General features: G+C 47.6%; 14 protein-coding genes. 3 read left to right on the top strand and 11 right to left on the bottom strand.

Annotated elements, in window-relative coordinates; translation table 11 throughout:
• Positions 1–8: 8 nt before the first annotated feature.
• The 3 genes from yidD to GRF59_RS15735 all read right to left on the bottom strand — a co-directional run bounded on the left by yidD (position 9) and on the right by GRF59_RS15735 (position 1,909).
• Entirely contained in the window at positions 9–281 is a 273-nt protein-coding gene (gene yidD / locus GRF59_RS15725) for a membrane protein insertion efficiency factor YidD (protein ID WP_160498660.1), read from the bottom strand.
• A gap of 4 nt (positions 282–285) precedes the next feature.
• Positions 286–747 (bottom strand): Fur family transcriptional regulator, encoded by a 462-nt coding sequence (locus tag GRF59_RS15730; protein ID WP_160498661.1) that lies wholly within the window; start codon positions 745–747, stop codon positions 286–288.
• Between the two features lie 181 nt (positions 748–928).
• Positions 929–1,909 carry an ABC transporter substrate-binding protein gene (locus tag GRF59_RS15735; protein ID WP_160498662.1) on the bottom strand — a complete coding sequence of 327 codons (981 nt, stop codon included), beginning with the start codon at positions 1,907–1,909 and terminating at the stop codon, positions 929–931.
• A gap of 270 nt (positions 1,910–2,179) precedes the next feature.
• Here GRF59_RS15735 and GRF59_RS15740 point away from each other — a divergent pair, with 270 nt between their 5' ends.
• Positions 2,180–3,154 (top strand): FecCD family ABC transporter permease, encoded by a 975-nt coding sequence (locus tag GRF59_RS15740; RefSeq protein ID WP_237391888.1) that lies wholly within the window; start codon positions 2,180–2,182, stop codon positions 3,152–3,154.
• A complete protein-coding gene (locus GRF59_RS15745; protein WP_160498664.1) occupies positions 3,151–4,206 on the top strand; it encodes a FecCD family ABC transporter permease in 1,056 nt (351 codons plus the stop codon). Before GRF59_RS15740 ends, GRF59_RS15745 begins: the two co-directional genes overlap by 4 nt.
• Positions 4,207–4,377: 171 nt before the next feature.
• Here the strand turns inward: GRF59_RS15745 and GRF59_RS15750 are convergent, their stop codons facing one another.
• The 8 genes from GRF59_RS15750 to adhE form a co-directional block, all read right to left on the bottom strand.
• Positions 4,378–6,744 carry a copper amine oxidase N-terminal domain-containing protein gene (locus GRF59_RS15750; protein WP_160498665.1) on the bottom strand — a complete coding sequence of 789 codons (2,367 nt, stop codon included), beginning with the start codon at positions 6,742–6,744 and terminating at the stop codon, positions 4,378–4,380.
• A 185-nt stretch (positions 6,745–6,929) separates the two neighbouring features.
• Complete coding sequence (gene nagZ, locus GRF59_RS15755) at positions 6,930–8,549, bottom strand: beta-N-acetylhexosaminidase (protein WP_160498666.1); 1,620 nt, start codon at positions 8,547–8,549, stop codon at positions 6,930–6,932.
• 201 nt (positions 8,550–8,750) lie between these two features.
• On the bottom strand, positions 8,751–9,539 hold the full coding sequence (locus GRF59_RS15760; protein ID WP_202128703.1) for a response regulator transcription factor: 789 nt from the start codon (positions 9,537–9,539) through the stop codon (positions 8,751–8,753).
• Positions 9,536–11,365: a cache domain-containing sensor histidine kinase gene (locus GRF59_RS15765; protein ID WP_160498667.1), complete on the bottom strand. Its 1,830-nt coding sequence runs from the start codon at positions 11,363–11,365 to the stop codon at positions 9,536–9,538. Before GRF59_RS15765 ends, GRF59_RS15760 begins: the two co-directional genes overlap by 4 nt.
• Positions 11,366–11,460: 95 nt before the next feature.
• Complete coding sequence (locus tag GRF59_RS15770; RefSeq protein ID WP_423802959.1) at positions 11,461–12,687, bottom strand: extracellular solute-binding protein; 1,227 nt, start codon at positions 12,685–12,687, stop codon at positions 11,461–11,463.
• 377 nt (positions 12,688–13,064) lie between these two features.
• A complete protein-coding gene (gene pflA / locus GRF59_RS15775) occupies positions 13,065–13,805 on the bottom strand; it encodes a pyruvate formate-lyase-activating protein (RefSeq protein ID WP_160498669.1) in 741 nt (246 codons plus the stop codon).
• A gap of 88 nt (positions 13,806–13,893) precedes the next feature.
• On the bottom strand, positions 13,894–16,155 hold the full coding sequence (gene pflB, locus GRF59_RS15780) for a formate C-acetyltransferase (RefSeq protein ID WP_160498670.1): 2,262 nt from the start codon (positions 16,153–16,155) through the stop codon (positions 13,894–13,896).
• A gap of 280 nt (positions 16,156–16,435) precedes the next feature.
• Entirely contained in the window at positions 16,436–19,054 is a 2,619-nt protein-coding gene (gene adhE, locus GRF59_RS15785; RefSeq protein WP_160498671.1) for a bifunctional acetaldehyde-CoA/alcohol dehydrogenase, read from the bottom strand.
• Positions 19,055–19,378: 324 nt separating this feature from the next.
• On the opposite strand from adhE, the gene GRF59_RS15790 reads away from it, so the two are divergent.
• Positions 19,379–20,095, top strand: a complete 717-nt coding sequence (locus GRF59_RS15790) for a Crp/Fnr family transcriptional regulator (protein ID WP_160498672.1) — start codon at positions 19,379–19,381, stop codon at positions 20,093–20,095.
• The last annotated feature ends 399 nt before the right edge of the window (positions 20,096–20,494 follow it).

Below are 20,494 nucleotides of genomic sequence, written 5' to 3' on the forward strand. Positions count from 1 at the left end.
CGTCCCAGTCAAGTCAGGCGACTGTTTCCGTTATGCGGCTCCTTGCCTCTAGGTTCCTTCCGAGGTGGCACAAGATCTACGCCTCCCGGATGGAAAGGCTGACATTTGGCAATCCGTTTAGCGGCAAGCCAGGAACCCTTCAGAGCTCCATGTACTTCTACAGCTTCCAAAGCATAAGCGGAGCAGGTCGGATAGAACCTGCATGTCGGTGGCTTCAACGGCGAAATGTATTTACGGTAGAAAACAATGGGACCTTTTACGACTTTACGTGCGACTCCCATAAGATCAAGCCCTTCCGGTTTTCGCGGAAGCTGTCTGCTCTTCATCCGAAGCGGATTGCTGGCAGTCCTTACAATAACCGAATACTTCAAATTTATGCGTCACAACCTGGAAATGCTCCGGCGCATCCGCCAAATGAACCGGACAAAACTGAATCGGATAGGTTCGCTGGCACTGCAGGCAGATCATATGGTGATGATGATGATCCTCGCTGCAGCTTGCCTTGAATTTCATGCCATCCTCGAACACAACCTGTTCAAGAACTCCAAGTTCCTGCATGACTCTAAGATTCCGGTATACCGTATCGAAGCTGAGACCGCTGTATTTTTTGCACATGTACTCATAAACATCCTTGGCCGACAAATAGCCCGAATGTTCACCAAACAATCTGGCGAGCGTCTTCCGCTGGTCGGTAATGCGCAGTCCCTGTTCCGACATAGCGTCAATAATCTGTTCTGTCGAAAGCATACGCTCATCCTCCCGTTTATATCAACGCAAAGCGTTAGTGAATTGGACATACGTAAATGTAAATTAAAGATCGAAATTTGCAGCATTCTGATACTTCTAATAATGCCTCAAAATGATTTGACAGTCAATGAAGCAAGAGAGGACCCGAAACCGGGCCCCCTCTCTAGATACTGCATTACATTTACTTGATAAAATAAGTTTTCAGATCATCGAGCATCAGGTTTGCAGCAAGCACGCCGCCGGCTGTATTCCAGATCACATCGTCAACCTTGTGGGCATTTCCTTTTTTCACAACATCAAGGTTGTTCCACAGCTTATCGTTCGTCCATTCCTTTTCCATCTCATTACCTTTGCCGTTGCCGGTTTCATAGGTGAAGTAGAACAGGATATCTCCGTCCATTTCCGGAATACGTTCCTTGCCTACATCATCGAAGAATCCTGCATTATCCTGGGATTTCGGACGCGCGAAGCCAAGCTCGCTCAGAATGAGTCCAGAGAAAGTGTCTTTATAATACATCCGTGCTTTTCCGGCCATAAAACGGACCATCGAAACTTTCATGTTCAGCTTATCGCCAAGCTCCGCTTTCAAATCGGATACATGCTTGTCGTATGCAGCAAGTACATCATTCCCTTTGGACTCTTCATTCACCGCATTTGCCCAAAGCTTGAAGTTTTCTTTCCACTCGCCGCGCAGCGTTTCGGAGAATACGGTCGGTGCGATGGCAGTCAGCTGATCGTAGATTTTTTCCTGACGCATTTTCGTACCCAGAATCAGATCGGGCTTCAATGCAGCAATGGCTTCTACATTCGGCTGGCCTTCTTCACCAAGACTTTCCACACCTTGCATTTGATCTTTAATATGCGGATACCAAGGATCTCCTGTCCAGGATTTCACGGCTCCAACCGGTTTAACTCCAATAGATAAAAGAGCTTCGGTGCCTTCGTTCGTCAATACGACGACACGCTGCGGATGTGCAGGGACAGTCACTTTGCCCATAATTGTATCAATAGTACGGTCGGCATCGTTAGAACCTTGTGCCGCCTCTTTATTCTCGCTCTCTTTTCCTGAGCTTCCCGTGGTGCTTCCGCTGTCGTTGCCGCATGCCGATAATACCAGTACAGCCGCAAGCAGCATAAGTATGATACCGTTCCATTTCTTCATAAGTATGTGTCTCCCCTTTTAATTCTCTGATAATGATTATCAGTATCGTTTTTAATCCTAATCGAAAAAGCTTTTGCTTGTCAACAAAATTGAAGATATTTCGGTATATTCCTTATGAATTCTCATCATTCTGTCACTTTAATTGAGAATGATATTCATTGACATTCCTTTTCCCTCCCCTTAAACTTTTATATGTTGTTTATTTTGCTCTATAGGAATGAGGGATACACGGTGCAGACAGTATGGCTGCATAAAACTACATATAAATGGATGGGTCTGATTGCCGGAATCATCATCCTGCTGCTTAGTGTGGCGGCGAGCGTATTATTTGGCGTGCATAGTACCGGCTGGCGTGAGGTTCTGGAGGCTTTCACTTCCTATAATGGGAGTACCGAACATATTATTGTCCGCGAAGTTCGGGTGCCTAGAGCCCTCATCGCCGCCTTTGTCGGAGGAAGCTTGGGCATTTGCGGCGTACTCCTTCAATCCCTAACGAAGAACCCGTTGGCGGATTCAGGTATTTTCGGTTTGAATGCAGGCGCTTCCTTGTTTGTAGTCGCTTCATTCGTATTGTTCGGTGTCAGCTCACTGGCTTCATTTACCTGGATTGCATTCCTTGGGGCAGGCGTCAGTTGCCTGTTCGTTTTCATCCTCGGATCTGCAGGCAGACAGGGGCTTACTCCTCTAAAAATAACACTTGCCGGCGCAGCCATCACCGCCTTTTGCAGCTCCATGACGAACGGCATGCTCATCATTAGCGGACGTGCCATGGAAGAAGTGCTGTTCTGGATGTCTGGCTCTGTCGAAGGCAGAAGCTTGGACATCTTGCTGAGTCTTCTCCCTTATATGCTGGCGGCATGGCTGGTTGCTTTGCTCATCAGTTCATCCATCAACACGCTCATGCTGGGTGACGATGTCGCCAAAAGCTTGGGCCAGAGAACCTTACTGCTGAAGCTGACGATGGGTGTATTGATCGTAGTTCTTGCAGGCAGTTCCGTTGCGGTAGCTGGGCCTATCGGCTTTCTGGGTCTTGTGATTCCCCATATTGCCCGGACGGTGGTTGGCAAGGACATCCGTTGGCTTATTCCTTATAGTGCGGTGATGGGCGGTATATTGTTGCTGCTGGCCGATATCGCGGCCCGGTTTATCGCCATGCCGCGTGAAATTCCCATCGGCGTGATGACTGCCATTATCGGTGTTCCTTTCTTTATTCACGCTGCTAGAAAGGGGCTGCTTAGAAAATGAGCCGTTCATCCAAATCCAAAGAAACATTCGCTGTCCGTTTAAAAGGAAACCAAATCTCTTTTTTAACGAGTAAAAGACAAATTTTCGTGCTGGTTGTATTAGCCGTTCTTCTCCTATTAGCTATGATCGTAAGCATTGGTTTCGGAACGAAGTATGTCAATCCATGGGCTGTCGTGCAAGGGATTTTCGGACAAGGCAATGCACTTGACGTGGTCGTGGTACAGAAGCTTCGTCTACCACGGGTCCTCGTTGGCGCAATGGTCGGTGCTTGTCTGGCAATGTCCGGGGCTATTACTCAAGGGCTCATTCGCAATCCTCTTGCTTCCCCGGATGTCATGGGGGTAACGAGCGGGGCTTCTCTTGCAGCTACGGCCATCATTACGCTGATTCCATCAGCAAGCGTGTTCTGGCTGCCGCCGGCCGCTTTTATAGGTGCCGCGCTGACAACACTGATCATCTATGTCCTATCATGGAAAAAGGGTATCAATCCTTTAATGCTCGTATTGGTCGGCGTTGGCATTGGTTCCGTAGCTTCCTCGCTCTCCACCATGCTGCTTGTTACCGGGCCTACCGACGTGGCACAAAAAGCCTTTAACTGGTTGCTGGGCAGCGTATACGGCAGCTCATGGAAGCATGTAAACATGATTTTGCCATGGTTTATCGTTCTGGGGGGCTTAAGCTTGGTATTTGCCCGCCGCATTAATATGCTTCAGCTTGGGGATGATTTGGCAGCCGGTGCTGGCAGCCGCGTAGAGAGAGATCGCACCCTTCTGATCTTCACAGCGGTCGGACTTGCAGGCGCAGGTATCTCCGTGGGTGGAGCCATCGGCTTCGTAGCCCTCCTGTCCCCGCATATTGCCCGAAAGCTGATTGGTTCCTCTTACGGATCCCTGCTTCCGGCAAGCGGACTATGCGGAGCCTTTATCGTTGTATTGGCCGATGTGGCCGCAAGGAATTTGTTTAGTCCGCTGGATATACCGGTCGGTGTCTTCACATCGGCGATAGGTGCGCCATTCTTCATCTATTTGCTGTGGCGCAGCCGAAGCTCCTAGAGAATAATATAAAAGCGCCTCACCCATCTTTTATTAGAATGGGTGGGGCGCTTTTTTCGTATGTTTATTCATAGCCTGCTCCTTTTACTTATAACCTCGAAAAAAAGCTGCCCCCAACATCCATCATTCGATGTAGGGGCAGCTTCTAGCTAGAGCAAATGGCGTTTCAAACTATTTTTGCTGAGGCAAAGGCATCAGCAGCAAATTGATTGGAAGATTGCTTCCTGGCGATGGAGTGTACATAATCTCCACGTTTTGTTCAAAATCACCTGTACGGTACAGCACGCTGGCTTCATTCGGCGCGCTTACGGAAGTATTCTTCGCGACTTGAACGACTTGACCATTCACCGTCACTACGCCGCTGTACAACCCGCCGCGAGGGTTCAGGGTAATCAGCGTATGCGGAGCAACGCGGCTAAGCGTTATTTTGTACAAGACGCCAAAGTTCCCTGCATTCGAGACTTCCGTTCCATAGATGCCATCCAGACCTTTAAGGTTCGGGTCCTGATTATTATCTCCAAGAACCAATCGGACAGGCGAGCTGCCTACAGGCTCGTCGTAACGAATCAAACGAACGGAATCCGGATAAGTACCGCGATTATGAACGTCGCGTTCGAGATTCGTCAGGTATGGCAAAGATTGTAGCGGATCCTTGTTCTCATCGACCAGAACCACGCTGTATTGAATCGGCAAATCACTAAATGCATCTGCATTGGCCGAAATCGTATCGCCCTGCTTCATCTTGATTTTGTTGATATCCGTCATGATCACTTTGCTCTCGCCTGGAGCCAGGTTGATCACTTGATTATCCGATGGATTCTGTATCGATTGGAAATAACGGTCTACGGATACCTTACCCGTCAATTCTGGGTATGGATTAGGACCGCCCATCCCGAAATTGCTGATCGTGATTTGCGCCGGAGTATCCGTGTACGTATTCGTCGCGATGACATACAACTTCATATTTTTCCCGGCCGAATTCACGTGATGAATCATGAAGCGCGTATTGCCGAGCGCAGTCTCCTTGTACAGCAGTCCTTCCGAATATACGGTTTCAGGACTATTACTGCGGATCAGCGTTGCCGGCTCAGATCCCAACGTGAAAGGTACGCTCTGCCAAGTAGGTACCTTGCCGCCTTCAAAAGTATATTTGTCGCCTACCGGAGTGAACAGCTTATTGAAGTCTTCTTCGGTATAAAGCGTTTCGTTCGTAATATTAATGGTCTTCTGGAATTCGCCGACCGCACCATGCTTATCTGTAACGATCAAACGAATGGTTACAGGCCCTGGGGTAAAAAACGCTTTGCGGTCATTCAACCACTGGCGATCCACAATTGCATTTTCATCATCGGTACTGAGATCGGTGATCGTAACCGGTTCACCCATTTTATACTCGTCTTTGTCGGTTGTAAAATTAGCCACTGGCGGTTCATTTGGCTTCAGAACATTGACGGTAACGGTATATGGATCACTCCATTGACCGCTGGAATCCTGCACATAATGAGTAATCGTATGAGTCCCGGCCTCTTGGAAAATATCCTGTTTGCCTTCCCAACGCTCGTTAACAATCTGCAATCCGTTCGAGGTTTTCGATTGAGTTGTATACGTCACGTTTGTTTCTCCAACAAAAATCTCGTTAGGCTGAACCGTAAAAGCGGCCACCGGCTTGGTCGAAAGCGACAAAATCACTCTCTTGTTTGCTTGATCCACCGTATATGGAATATTCAGCGCTTGAGTGATCGACGTTAATGGAACCATAAACACGTTCTTGCTCTGATAAGCAGGTCCCTTCATCGATTTAGAGACACCATTCACGCGATAAACACTGCTGTTCGTTTTGAAGCGGAGCTCATTACCGTCCTTGTTAATGATCGTTTCCTTGGTTTTATTGTCGTATGTAAGATTCAAGCCCGCACGTTCCACCATTGCACGAATCGCTACATAAGAAACACCGTTTTTAACGGCCATAGGTTGACCGGCCAGATAGAGCTTTCCGTTATGATACATTTTGTTGCTGTTCATCATCAGGATCAGCTGATCCGAGCCTGCTTGGGTATATGTCGTTGCTGTCACCGTACCTGTTGTCGAACCCGTATCGGTAGTTGTCCCCGGTGTTGTTTCAGTTTGGCCGTTCTCTCCCCCGGCCTCGCTTCCGTCACCCGTGGTATCCGTACCATTCGTGGTTCCTTGATCTCCCGTTGGAGGTGTTGTTGTGCCAGTCGTCGTGTTGCCGTTTTCTTTACCGGAGTTGTCCGTACTTGTCGTCCCGTTGTCTCCGTTTGTTCCCCCTGTGGTGTTCTGGTTATCCTCGGTGGCTCCATTTTTCGCAACGCCATCCGTGGAATTGCCAGCAAATCCTGCCGTGCCGCCTGATTGCGTCGTAGACGTGTTCACTGTGCTGTCAGTTGTAGTTGCATTAATGCCTTGCACAGTTTCAGGCTGAACCACACTCATGCCTTCCGCACCGGCGGCCGGAATAACGAGCGCAGTCTGAGCTGCAGCTAACACAGCAATCATTGTTAATTTTTTGAAATTCATGTACAGACTCCTTTATGCTTCCATTTTTATATCTCGCCCTCAAATAGACATAGTATTAGACGCGAATTCCAACGAAAAGTTGCTCTCTTATTTCCATCAATATGAAAAAAGGAAAGTTCCTTTACAATAAAGGAACCTCCCATTAATACTGTGATGATTATTTTTGACATAAAAAGCCGATTCTATCAGCTTGCTCCTACGGTATTGGGTTCGTCCAGACCGACCGGAAGCTTACCTCCCGCTTGGCCGCGGCCAACCAATATGGCTGCCAGAGACTCCATGAAATAAGGCGTATTCTCATAACAGCACAAGTACGCAGGAATGGCGGGAATATCGTTAAGATCGTATGGATTCCGCGTGGAAGCGACTATTAACTTGCCGTGATTCTGCTTCTGAAGTTCTTCCGCGAGAATCCGCTGCCCTTCCGGTAGAGAACTTCCCGCTGTATAGGTAGCGAATACAACCTGCGAGCAGGAAGCTGCAGCGCTCAAGACCTTCTGGATTTCCGCTTGTTTCGGCTCGGCGCTGATTCGGATTTCTTCCACATTCGCCATGAAGCCTGAGAGCGCATCACCTAGCGTAACGACCTCTGTCCAAGGCTCGTCAACCTGTGTTTCTGAACGCACCTCCGGCCAAACCACCAGGACCGGTTCGCTCGTCTCCAGAGGGAGTTGTCCTTGGTCTTTCACAAGCGTCACGCTATTTAGAGATACTTCCTTCAGCAGGCGATCCACCTCCGGCTTCTGATGTCTTTCAAGAAAAACCGGCGCTTTCGCAGACGTCTGGAGACTCGCGATCCGTTTCTGCTTGAGGGATAAAATGCGTTCAACAGCAAGATCAATCGTTTTTTCGCTAATTCGTCCGCTTTGCACGGCTTTTTTGAGCGCTTCGAACGCTTCGATCTGGTCACTGAGCGTATGACTCACCAGCACGACATCCGCGCCTGCCTCCACAGCTTTGACCGTTCCTTCCCCAACGCCGAAGAATTTCGCAATGGCATGCATCTCTAGACAGTCAGTCACGATAATGCCTTTATAGTCTAAATCCTCGCGCAGCAGTCCGTTCAATACGGACCTGGACAACGTCGCCGGAATCGGTTCAGTTTCAATCGCCGGAAAGATTACATGTGCCGTCATGATGACATCCACGTCTTCCTGAATAGCTCTGATGAAAGGCTTCAGCTCCACCTGCTGTAAACGGTCCAAATCATGTTCCACCGTCGCGAGTCCCATATGGCTGTCCACGCTGGTATCTCCATGGCCCGGAAAATGCTTGGCAGCCGCGGACATCCCTTTTTCCTGAAAAGCGCGGATCACCGCTGCTCCATGCTCCGCGACCTTGTCCGCATTCTCCCCGAAGGATCTCACTCCAATGACCGGGTTACGCGGGTTATTATTCACGTCCAGACACGGAGCGAAATTCATATTGATGCCAAGCTGCAGCATTTCCTCCGCACTGATTCGCGAAACCTCATAGCTGTATTCCGGATTGTCCGTTGCCCCGAGTGACATATTTCCTGGAATCCGGCTCATTTTCTTATGGTCGATACGCGCCACCATGCCGCCTTCCTGGTCAATGGCAATCCACAGCGGCAAGTCCCCGTTATCCGCAGCGAGTTCCTGAAGGGAAGAAGATAGGCTGGCAACCTGCTCCAGCTCATCAATATTGCGGCGGAAATAAATGACGCCACCCAAATGATAATCCTTGATCAGCTTGCGGATCTGGTCATCGGGCACCAGAGAATGAAATCCGCAAATAAACATTTGTCCGATTTTTTCGTCGAGCGAGAGTTTAGAAATATCCAATTTCTCTGCACATCCTTTATATGTAGTTCGGGATTCTGCAAATATTCAATTACGCAATCTTTGCAAAATCCTCGCTTAAAACCATTGCTAAGAAGCCATTCGCAAAAGAACGAAGGAAAAGAAGGATTCAACGGTCCACCATACAAAACAAATTGGGTCCGGGATAAGAACCGGCGGAGTATAGATTTACTATAGATTCATTTATATCGCTGAAACATTCTTGGCCTGGTCACGGAACTCCGAAGGAGTCATGCCAGTATGGCGCTGGAACACTTTTGTAAAATAACGTCGCTCATGATAGCCAATACCCGAACCGATTTGGGTGATGCTCTTCTCGCTGTGGGCTAGCAGATACTTTGCGGCTTCGACGCGTTTGGACGTGACGTACTCCACGAAAGTCATCCCCAAATGATTTTTGAAAAGCATGCTGAAGTAACTGCAGCTGATACCCAGATATCCCGCCAGTTCCTCGATTCCCAGATCTTTATCGAGTTTGTCCGTAATGTAGCGGGCGGCTTCCGCCATCAACTGCTGAGGGTTTTTCCGAACCGTCTGATCATCCTCGGTCTCCTGGATCCTCGATACTTTCTGCTGAAAAGGGTCCTTCAGCCGGGTTTGCACGATCTGTTCACCAATAGTACGGATGTTATTTTCCAGTTCCTTATAATGAATGGGCTTGCAGATATAATCCCTGACTTTATACTTAATGCCTGCTCTTGCATATTCAAACTCCTGATATCCCGTCAGCAGAATGATCTCAGCCGTGGACCCTTTGTCTCTCAGCTGGCCGACCAGCGTCAAGCCATCCATCACAGGCATGCGAATATCGCATAGAATAATGTCCGGATTATGGATGTCAAAAAGCCCCAAGGCCTCCTGCCCGCTTCGAGCCGTAAGCACCTGCATATTCATTTCTTTCCATGGGATGATGGCCTTGAGATTATTCAGGATCGGAGCCTCATCATCTACAAGCAACACCTTAAGAATCATTCCATTTCCCTCCACTCAGCATCAGGAATAACACACTGAATTATCGTTCCAGTCAGGTGTGAAGAACAGATAAATAAACCGTAATACTCCCCGTAGTGAATTCTGATCCGGTCAGCCACGCTCCGCACACCCAAACCCCGCCGTTCCTCATACAGATGTCTGACCTGATCCTTCCGCTCCGCTTCGTCTTCGTTGTCTGTCTTCATATATTCAAATTTAGCAAGCTGCTTCGGATCCATTCCGATTCCGTTATCCTGTACCTGCAAAATAATGCGGCCCTGGTCTAACCAGCATGAAATATGAATATGTCCCTTGTATGAGATTCCCTCAAAGCCGTGCTGGATGCAATTTTCTACCAATGGCTGTAGGGTCAGCTTCAATACGCTCCTTCTGCGTAGATCAGGCGGTATATCGATCTCATAATCAAACAGGTCATCAAAGCGGAATTTCTGTATTTCCAGATAGCTCTGCAAATGCTCGATTTCCTGATCCAGAGGAATTTCTTCCTTGTCTTGGATGCTGATCCTCAGGATACTTCCTAGTCTATGAACCATTTCACTGACCTTGACCCCTTCATTCTGAATCGCAAGAACATTGATGGATTCAAGGGTATTGAACAAAAAGTGCGGCTTGATCTGGGCTTGCAGCACCCGCAGCTCAGCTTGGGTCTTCTGCTTCTGTTTCGTATTGATTTGCTTGAAAAGGCTGTTGATCTGATCCACCAAATCGTTGAAGCCTTTCGCCAAAATATGAAGTTCATCCTTCCCGCGATCCTCTACCCGGACATTGAAATCTCCGCCTTCTACCTTCCTCATAAAGCGGACAATGACCGCTATAGAACCCGTAATCCTTCTCATGAACACCATATTGAATGTGATGGCTGCCAGTAGGCAGAGCAGAGTAATGCCGATAAACCACTGGGCAAACAAAAGCGTTTCCTTTGAAAGGGATTTCCATGAGGTTACCGAAACCAAATTCCAGGAGTAATCCTTGAGATGGTATATCGATACGATGCTTTTCTCATCATTGAAATCCGTTTTAATACTCTGGTAATCGCCTCCAAAATCCACCGGTTTTTTCATCACCGAGCTGAGTTGCAGCCCCTCAAATGCCTTATTGGGATCATACAGGATTAGGCCCTCGTCATTGACAAGCATAAATTTCGTAGATTGCATACTTTGGGACAGAGATAAATTGCGGAATATCGATTCAATGTCCCAATTTTTGATTTGGACCACCAGAATGCCTATGTTTTTAAAATAGCTAAGCTCTTTGATCAGGCGAATCTGCGTGAATACCGGATCCGTTCCCGTCAGTTCCGGATATTCATGCGGGGCAATCCATTTGGGAACCCCATTAAGATCGATCACTTCCTTATATAAGGGCTGCTTTTTAAAATCTTCGAAAGGCATGGTTTCAAAATTTTCCTTGGTGAAAATAGATACATTGCTTGACTTGTCCGCACCGTTCAGATTATAGAGAAAGGCATAGCTTATCGCAGGATGATTATAGAGCAAACTCCGGAAATTCCGTTGGCTGTTGTTCAGGCTGAGCTGTTCGGCATTCAAATCCTGCTTGGTCGGATCCTTGGCTGCAAGCGCCATATGAAAAACGGATGTCGCAATTCCGTTGTCTGTGACGTTGTCCATTTGTTTCAGAACCGTACTGATGCTGTAGCTGATGGCCTTAAGCGAATATTCCGTCTGGCGGCTGTATTTTTCCTCGATAGAATGCGACGAAACGATGTAGGTAACAACACCTAATGTGCATAATGGAACAATGATCAATATCACAAATGCCGTAAATAACTTATTGCGCAAATTCATTGGCACTCTTCCAATCTGGATCCTCTACGCTTGCTGCGACATCTTGGAATCACATATGCGATAAGGAATGGTGAAATGGATATACAATGTTTTTCTTATTCTGCTAAAGAGTTCGCCTCATCTTGTACTTTTTGCAACGCTTCACCCATTTTTTCAGGTGTCGTTTGGTTGCTGATGAGCTTTTGAATTTGAACATTGCTGATTTCAGACGTCACGTCCGTTTGCACGAGAGAATCGAATGCCGCAAACTTGGTTTCGGCCTTTTCCAGCACCTCAACGATCTCCTTCATCAAAGTATCATTGATGCTTGAAGCCAGTACCGAAACATCCATCTTCATCGCAGGCAGAACGCCATCTTCGACAAGTCCGCGGATTTGCATGTCTTCGTTGAACATATTTTTGATGAATGATTTCACTGCCTGTAGCTTGCGCGGATCTTTGGCTACTGCAGACGAGAATCCATATCCGTTGTTATCATTGAACATGAGCGCCGTTTGGTCCCCGACACCGCCTTCAACAGGAGGCATATTGAAAAATCCAACCTTTCCAACCATGCTCGCACCAGACTCACTTTTTTTGAATACGGAGGATTTCCATGTACCGTCATACATCAGAATGGCATCGCCGCTTGTGAATTGGGTCGTATATTCCGGATATTCAAAACCTAGTTCGCCCTTTTTAAAGTAGCCTTTATTTTCCCATTCCTGATGTTTGGCGAAGGCTTTAATGACGTTGGGATCCGTCCATTTGGCTTCGCCCGTTGCAAATTTAGCCGTTATATCCGGTCCGGCAGTACGTGACCACAAATGATTGGTAATCATTAATGGTACCCAGCCATCTTTGGATGCAGCGGCAATCGGTACCTTACCGTCGGCTTTGATGGCGGCCAACATCTTTTCGAACTCATGAAATGTGGTTGGCGGTTTCCAGCCCTTCTTATCAAAATAATCTTTATTATAGAAGAAACCTTCTGCCGACCCGCCGATCGGGAGCCCGTAAACCTGGCCCTTATAAGTAAATGGTTCCAGAGAAGAGAATTTGTCCTTGATGCCCAGTTCTTCAATAATGGGTGTGAGATCCAAAAGCTTACCTTCCTTGGCGTATATTTTGGAGTCCGGACTGCCGAACAGATCAAAAATATCGGGAGGGTTGCCTGCAGCCATTTCCCCGCGGAGCTTTTCCTTGCGGTTCACATCCGATTCCACGCCATCCAGTCTGAACGTCAGACCGTCGACCTCGCTTTCCACCTTTTTTACCACATCATTTAAAATGGCAAAACGCTTTTCTTTATCTTTGCCTACCTGTGTATGACGAAGCGTCAATTCAAAGGGCTCCGCTTTTGGGATCTCATCGCCCTTAGTTTTTGTGGATGCGTTTACATTCGTTTGTGTGCTTTCACAGGCTGTCAACATTAGTGAAGATACTAAACAAAACGACATCAAAAGAATCAAACTTCTCTTTATCTTCATTGTTGATCCCCCTCGAAACATCTTACAATTCTCATTATAAGAATGAGTATACACCATCGTTAGAGCAATAATCTGCTAATTAGGGGATAAAATTCTCTACTATTTTCAAAAAAATAATTCTATCGGATGTATTTCTTGCGTTTTCACGAAAATAATAACATATAAATGTAATTCTTTATACCTAAAAAGAGTTCTTTCCTGCTATAGGAAAGAACTCTTAGAATTTTGGTTTACGAAACAACTGCAGTTTGCTTCCGTCCTTCTTCTATCAAACGGTATGCCCGCTGGACTTCTTCTTCGGTAGGACTCGGTACGCCCTGAAGAGGATATTCCTTACCGAGCGCTTCCCATTTATATATGCCCATTTGATGATAGGGGAGAATTTCGAACTTCTCTACCCCGCTCAGAGTCCCGATAAATCTGCCAAGATTGATCAGGTCCTCCTCTTGATCATGTATGCCGGGTACATACACATGCCTTATCCACATTTTACGACCATTCTCCGATAACCACTGCGCAGTGCGAAGCGTACGTTCGTTAGACTTACCCGTCAGTTTGATGTGTTTCTCATCGTCGATGTGTTTAATATCGAGCAGAACGAGATCCGTCACTTCCAGCAGCTGATGGATCCGATCCGCTTCATTAAAGCCGTTGCTGTCAAGCGTTGTATGCAAATTCCAGCGGTTCTTCACTTCCTTGAACAGCTCCGCCACAAAATGCGACTGCAGCGTCGGTTCCCCGCCGGAAACGGTAAGCCCGCCGCCCGAAGAACGGTAGTAATTCAGATAAGGCTCAATTTCGGCTAACACTTCCTCGACCGTCATCTCTTTGCCCTCATGAAGTGCCCAGGTATCCGGGTTATGGCAGTACTGGCACTTCAGCAAGCAGCCTTGCATGAAAAGGACAAAGCGGATGCCCGGTCCGTCGACTGTTCCAAAGGTCTCCATGGAATGGATATGTCCTTTGATCATATGAAGTCACCCTTTCCGCATCCGCTTCTCATTGTATATTCATTAAATCATCCATACTTTACTAGATACTCTTTATTACCCGCCTCTGTTACATCGAATCGTGGAATGTGCGGTTGATAACATCCAGCTGCTGTTCACGGGTCAGTTTGACAAAGTTAACGGCATAACCCGATACGCGGATAGTCAATTGAGGATAGTTCTCCGGATGATCCATCGCGTCTAACAATTGCTCGCGGTCAAATACGTTGACGTTGAGATGATGCGCTTTGCTTCCGAAATATCCGTCCAGCATGGCTACCAGATTCGATTTACGGACCTCAGGCTCTTTACCCAGGGCTTTTGGCACGATCGAGAATGTGTTCGAAATACCGTCGAGGCTATCCTCATACGGGAGTTTGGCTACCGAACTGAGCGAAGCGAGTGCCCCTTTTTTGTCGCGGCCATGCATAGGGTTCGCACCCGGAGCAAACGGTTCTCCCGCTTTGCGTCCGTCCGGAGTCGTTCCGGTTTTTTTGCCGTATACCACATTGGAAGTGATGGTCAGGACCGATTGGGTCGGCATGGCGTTCCGGTACGCTTTGTGCTTGCGGATCATGCTCATGAAGGTTTCCACCAGTTCAACGGCAATGCTGTCTACGCGGTCATCATTATTACCGTAGCAAGGATATTCGCCTTCGATTTCAAAATCGACCGCGATGCCTTTGTCGTTGCGGATCGGTTTGACCTGAGCGTATTTGATTGCGCTGAGCGAATCCGCAGCAACCGACAAGCCGGCAATGCCGCAGGCCATCGTCCGCAGGATGTCACGGTCATGCAGAGCCATTTCAATGCGTTCGTAAGAATATTTATCATGCATGAAATGGATGACATTCAGCGTATTCATGTACAGCTTCGCGAGCCATTCCATCATCGGCTTAAAGCGTTTGAGAACCTCGTCGTATTCCAGCACCTCGGCCGTGATGGCCGGATACTCCGGACCCACTTGCGCTCCGAGCTTTTCGTCAACCCCGCCGTTAATCGCATACAGCAAACATTTGGCAAGGTTTGCACGTGCGCCGAAGAACTGCATTTGCTTGCCGATCTTCATGGCCGACACGCAACAAGCGATACCGTAATCGTCGCCATAGATCGGACGCATCAGGTCATCATTTTCATATTGGATCGAACTGGTCTCAATCGATACTTTCGAGCAGTATTTCTTGAACGCCTCCGGCAGCTGTTCAGACCAAAGCACGGTTAGGTTCGGCTCCGGTGCCGGTCCCAAATTGTACAAGGTATGCAGGAACCGGAAACTGTTCTTCGTCACCCGGGTCTGCCCGTTGGTAGACATCCCGCCGATCGATTCCGTCACCCAGGTTGGATCACCGCTGAAAAGCTCATTATAATCCGGCGTACGCAGGAATTTAACGATTCGGAGCTTCATGACAAAATGGTCCACAAGCTCCTGAGCCTGTTCTTCGGTAAGCGTGCCTTCCGCCAAATCGCGTTCCATGTAAATATCGAGGAAGGAGGATACGCGGCCCAGCGACATGGCCGCCCCGTTTTGTTCTTTGATGGCTGCCAAATAACCGAAGTAGAGCCATTGGAAAGCTTCTTTGGCGTTTTGCGCCGGTTTGGAAATATCGTAGCCGTGCATGGCTGCCATTTGTTTCAGCTCACCCAGGGCACGCATTTGCTCGGATAATTCCTCACGGAGGCGAATCACGTCTTCATCGATAACGTCAACTTCCAGCTCCAAGAGCTCCTGTTTCTTTTCCTGGATCAGAAAGTCTATACCATATAGAGATACGCGGCGGTAGTCTCCGATGATCCGGCCACGGCCGTATGCGTCGGGAAGACCGGTAATGATCCCTGCTTTGCGCGCAGCCCGCATGTCTGTTGTATATGCATCAAACACACCTTGGTTGTGGGTTTTGCGGATATCCGTAAACGTCTTGATCAATTCTTCGGGAAGTTCAAAACCGTAAGCCTGGCAAGCATCAATCATCATGCGGATTCCGCCAAATGGCTGGATGGATCGCTTGAACGGAGCATCGGTTTGCACACCGACAATTTGCTCTTTGTCCTTGTCCAGGTATCCTGGCTGGTGGGAAACAATCGTCGATGGCGTATTCACGTCAACATCCAGCACGCCGCCGTTATCCCGTTCTTTTTTGGTTAATTCGGATACGATTTTCCAGAGCTCCGTCGTGTTGTTCGTTGGTCCTGCCAGAAAATCCTCATTGCCTTGGTATGGACTGATGTTGCTCTCAATGAAGTCATTGACATTAACCTTCTTGCTCCATTTCCCTTTTTTGTAACCTCTCCAGCCTGATTGCATGTTTTGCGCGTCTTTTTCTAGCACCGACATTCTGAATCCCTCCATTTTTCTATTTAATTGAGACTATGAGTTTGAAGGAAATCCCACATCTCCTGAACCCGCATAAATCCGCTGTTCGAACTAAATTATTGTGACTTTTTTCACAACTATAGTTCTGTTAACGCCGTATCTCCTGCGCCATTAGCATCATTTGCTCTCAATGCGGTGTCCTTATTACATGTTCAGTTTACAGGATTTTTCTGAAAATCACTGTGACAAATATCACTTTTCGGGTGATATTTGTCACAGCATCCATGATTTTCTTTACATGTTATTTGTCAAATCGACCGTAGAAGGCATTCCGGTAGACCTCTGCCAGTTCCGTCACGAGCGGCAGCTTCGGATTGGCCGTTGTGCACTGGTCTTCAAATGCGCGGTCCGCCAAATAGTCAACGCGGGCTTCGAAATCCTTGGCATCAAAGCCGAGCTCCTGGAACGATTCCTCGATGCCCAGCGCTTTATTCAGCTTGCGGATCGACTGGATCAGGCTATCTACGCCTTCTTCCGTTGTCCGTGCCGGCAATCCCATAATACGTGCGATTTCTGCATAACGCTCGTCAGCGATGAAATGCGAGTATTTAGGGAACGAAGCGAACTTCGTTGGTTTCTTCGCATTGTAACGGATGACATGCGGCATCAAAATCGCATTAGTGCGGCCGTGCGCCGTATGGTATTCCCCGCCCCATTTATGCGCAAGGCTGTGGTTGATGCCGAGGAATGCATTCGCAAAGGCCATGCCTGCCAGAGTCGATGCATTATGCATTTTCTCACGGGCAAGCTTATCGCCGGTAAGCGCCGACTGTTCAAGATACTGGAATACCAGCTGAATCGCCTTGATCGCAAGCCCGTCTGTATAATCGCTGGCCATGACCGATACATAAGCTTCAATCGCATGTGTCAATACGTCCATACCGGTATCGGCTACTGCTGTTTTAGGCAGCGTGTACACGAACTCAGGGTCCACTATCGCCACATCCGGCGTTAATTCATAATCCGCAAGCGGATACTTTGTATTACCCTGATTTTTATCCGTAATAACAGCAAAGGATGTCACTTCCGAGCCTGTTCCCGATGTTGTTGGAATGGCGACGAATTTTGCCTTTTGTCCCAGACGCGGATATTTGTAGATCCGTTTGCGGATATCCATGAATTTCTGCTTCAGGTTCTCAAAATCCGTATCCGGATATTCGTAGAACAGCCACATCGCTTTCGCAGCATCCATCGGCGATCCGCCGCCAAGGGCGATAATGCAGTCGGGCTGGAACCGGTTCATCATTTCCGTGCCTCTATCCACTGTTGTAGTCGATGGATCAGGTTCTACATCCGAGAAGACTTCAATGACAACCGGTGTCTGGCGCTGGCGAAGATAATGCTCGACTCTTTCAACATATCCCAGTTTGACCATCATCGCATCCGTAATGATTGCAACCCGGCTGATATCCGGCATTTTGGCCAAATATTGCGTGGATCCTTTTTCGAAATAAATTTTGTCCGGTACTTTGAACCATTGCATATTCACGGTACGGCGAGCCACCCTTTTTACGTTGATAAGGTTCACTGCGGTCACGTTCGACGACGTCGAGTTCCGGCCGTACGATCCGCAGCCGAGCGTCAACGACGGCAGGTTCGTGTTATAGATATCTCCGATGGCGCCGTGAGTCGATGGCGAGTTTACGATGATCCGCCCCGTTTGCAAACGGTCCGCAAATTTCGAGATGACTTCCTCGTTATGCGAATGGATAACCGACGAATGCCCCATTCCTCCGAAAGCTACGACCTCCGCTGCGCGCTCAATGCCGTCTGCCGCATTTTTCACTTTATAGCAGGCCAGTACCGGACTCAGTTTTTCCGCGGACAATGGAAACTTCATGCCTACGCCTTCGATTTCAGCCACGAGGATCTTGGTGCCTGCCGGAACGCTGAAACCGCACATTTCGGCGATTTTCACAGCCGACTGACCAACGATTGCCGGATTAACCGCGCATTTCTCCGTGTTGATGGCTCCAGCTGTCAGCTTTGCCGCTTCATCCTTGTTGACGAAATAACAGCCATTGGCGATCATTTTCTTGCGAACCTGGTCAAAAATAGACTCTTCGATGATGACAGCCTGTTCCGATGCGCAGATCATGCCGTTATCAAAAGATTTCGACAGGATCAAGTCGGTTACGGCCTGGTCGATATCCGCAGACTTTTCGATAAAGCACGGAACGTTGCCGGGACCTACGCCAAGAGCCGGTTTACCGCAACTGTATGCTGCCCGCACCATGCCCGATCCGCCGGTAGCCAAAATCAAAGCCACATCCGGATGATTCATCAGCGCGTTGGTTTTTTCCATGTTCGGCTCTTCGATCCACTGGATGCAATCTGCGGGAGCTCCATGCTTTACTGCCGCCTCAAGCAACGTCTTCGCCGCCTCTCTGCTGCATTGCTGCGCGGAAGGGTGGAAGCCGAAAATAATAGGATTACGTGTTTTAATAGATATGAGTGCTTTAAACATGGTGGTGGAGGTCGGGTTAGTTACAGGCGTTATCCCCATAATGATGCCCACCGGTTCCGCAATTTTCTGATAGCTTTCATACGGATTATCTTCAATGACGCCAACGGTTTTTTCATACTTGATGCTGTGGTAGATGTACTCGGTAGAGAACATGTTCTTGGTGATTTTGTCTTCGTAGATGCCTCTTCCCGTTTCTTCAACCGCGAGCTTAGCCAGATACATATGCTTGTCGAGTCCCGCCAAGGCCATGCCCTGAACGATGTCGTCGATTTGCTCCTGGGTCATACCCATAAATTTCTCCTGTGCCTTGTTCGCTTTGTTGATCAGGGTCTGGATGTACTCTTCGGCTGACTGCTGTTTTTTATCGGTAACCATCTCATTTTTTACAGCCATCTCTTTCATCCTCTCAGGTAAATTTTGGTTTTATCTCTCTCTCGACTCGATCATAACACAACCGTGAAAAGAATTAAAGTGAAAACTTTCACAAAGTATGGATATTTCCAATCTTCATTTTCAATACGCTTACATTTCCATTTAGCGTCTTTTTCCCTGCTTATGTAAAAATCTAAATATGGAAATCAACTATGTAGTGAAAATAATCACAATGTCGGAATTTCGACACTTTTACAGGCTTTTATCCCCCCAAAAACAGAGCTTTTCAGGTTATAATTAATTCAAAATTTATTGAAAATTGAAGATACAAAGGGGATAACGAGTATGAGCAACCAACTGAATGTTATCGATGCCCGTGGAAATACTAGCTGTTTTTCAGACCAAAATATCGATCGGCTGATGGTGATGATGAAAGAACGGATCGTGCCTGAAGGTTCTCATTTATTCTGGGAGGGTGATGTCTCCGATAAGCTGTTTTATGTGAAGCGCGGCCGCATCAAATTGACCAAATCGACGGATGAAGGCAAAGAGCTGATCTTGTACATGTATCAATCGGGAGATATGGTTGGGCAAGCCGATCCATTCTTCAGCAGCAAGCACAGCTTTACCGCAGAAGTCCTTGAGGAAAGTGAAATCGGAGTCATTGATACAAAGGATCTGGAAGTCCTGATCTGCCAGCATTGTGATTTTGCCATTGATTTTATGAAGTGGATGGGCATCCACCATCGCCTCACCCAAACCAAGTTCCGTGATCTGATGATGTACGGCAAGCCGGGTGCGCTCTGCTCGACTCTGATCCGGCTTGGCAATACGTATGGCGAGAAGCACGGGGACACGATCCTTATTCACAAAAAAATCACTCACACCGACCTGTCGAACATGATTGGAGCAACCCGCGAAAGCGTCAACCGCATGCTCAGTGATTTACGCAAAAAGGACGCCGTGGAATACGAGAATGGGATGATTGTTATTAAAGACCTTGAAATGCTTCAGGATATCTGCCACTGTGAAATGTGCCCAAATGAAATCTGCCGGATCTAGATTGATGTTTTTCATCGCCCTTCTCTCAGACTCGTCACGATCACAAAACTTCCGTAACCAACGTCTGGTTCTACGGAAGTTTTTTTGCGTGCAAATAGTCCCAAACTTTTCCGTTTCTGCATCATCTTCGTTCTTTTTCTTCTTTCACCCCTCAAAATACCTATTAATGTCACAGAAATGACCTTAAACTACTTATTTAGGGACTAAAGTCCTATGAATCTTTCGGATTAAAGAACCGAATATTATCTTATAACACGTTCCCAAGTCTCATTTATATTGCGCAGATCTTCCTAAATAAACTGTTCAGGATAGATTAACTGCCGTATTGAGGAGGTCAGGCTTCTCCCCACTAAGAACTACATCACATTGAATTTGCCGCTGACATCAAAGGTCTGAAGT

The sequence above is a fragment of the Paenibacillus dendrobii genome, assembly GCF_009807035.1.
GTDB classification, from domain to species: Bacteria; Bacillota; Bacilli; order Paenibacillales; family Paenibacillaceae; genus Paenibacillus_AQ; species Paenibacillus_AQ dendrobii.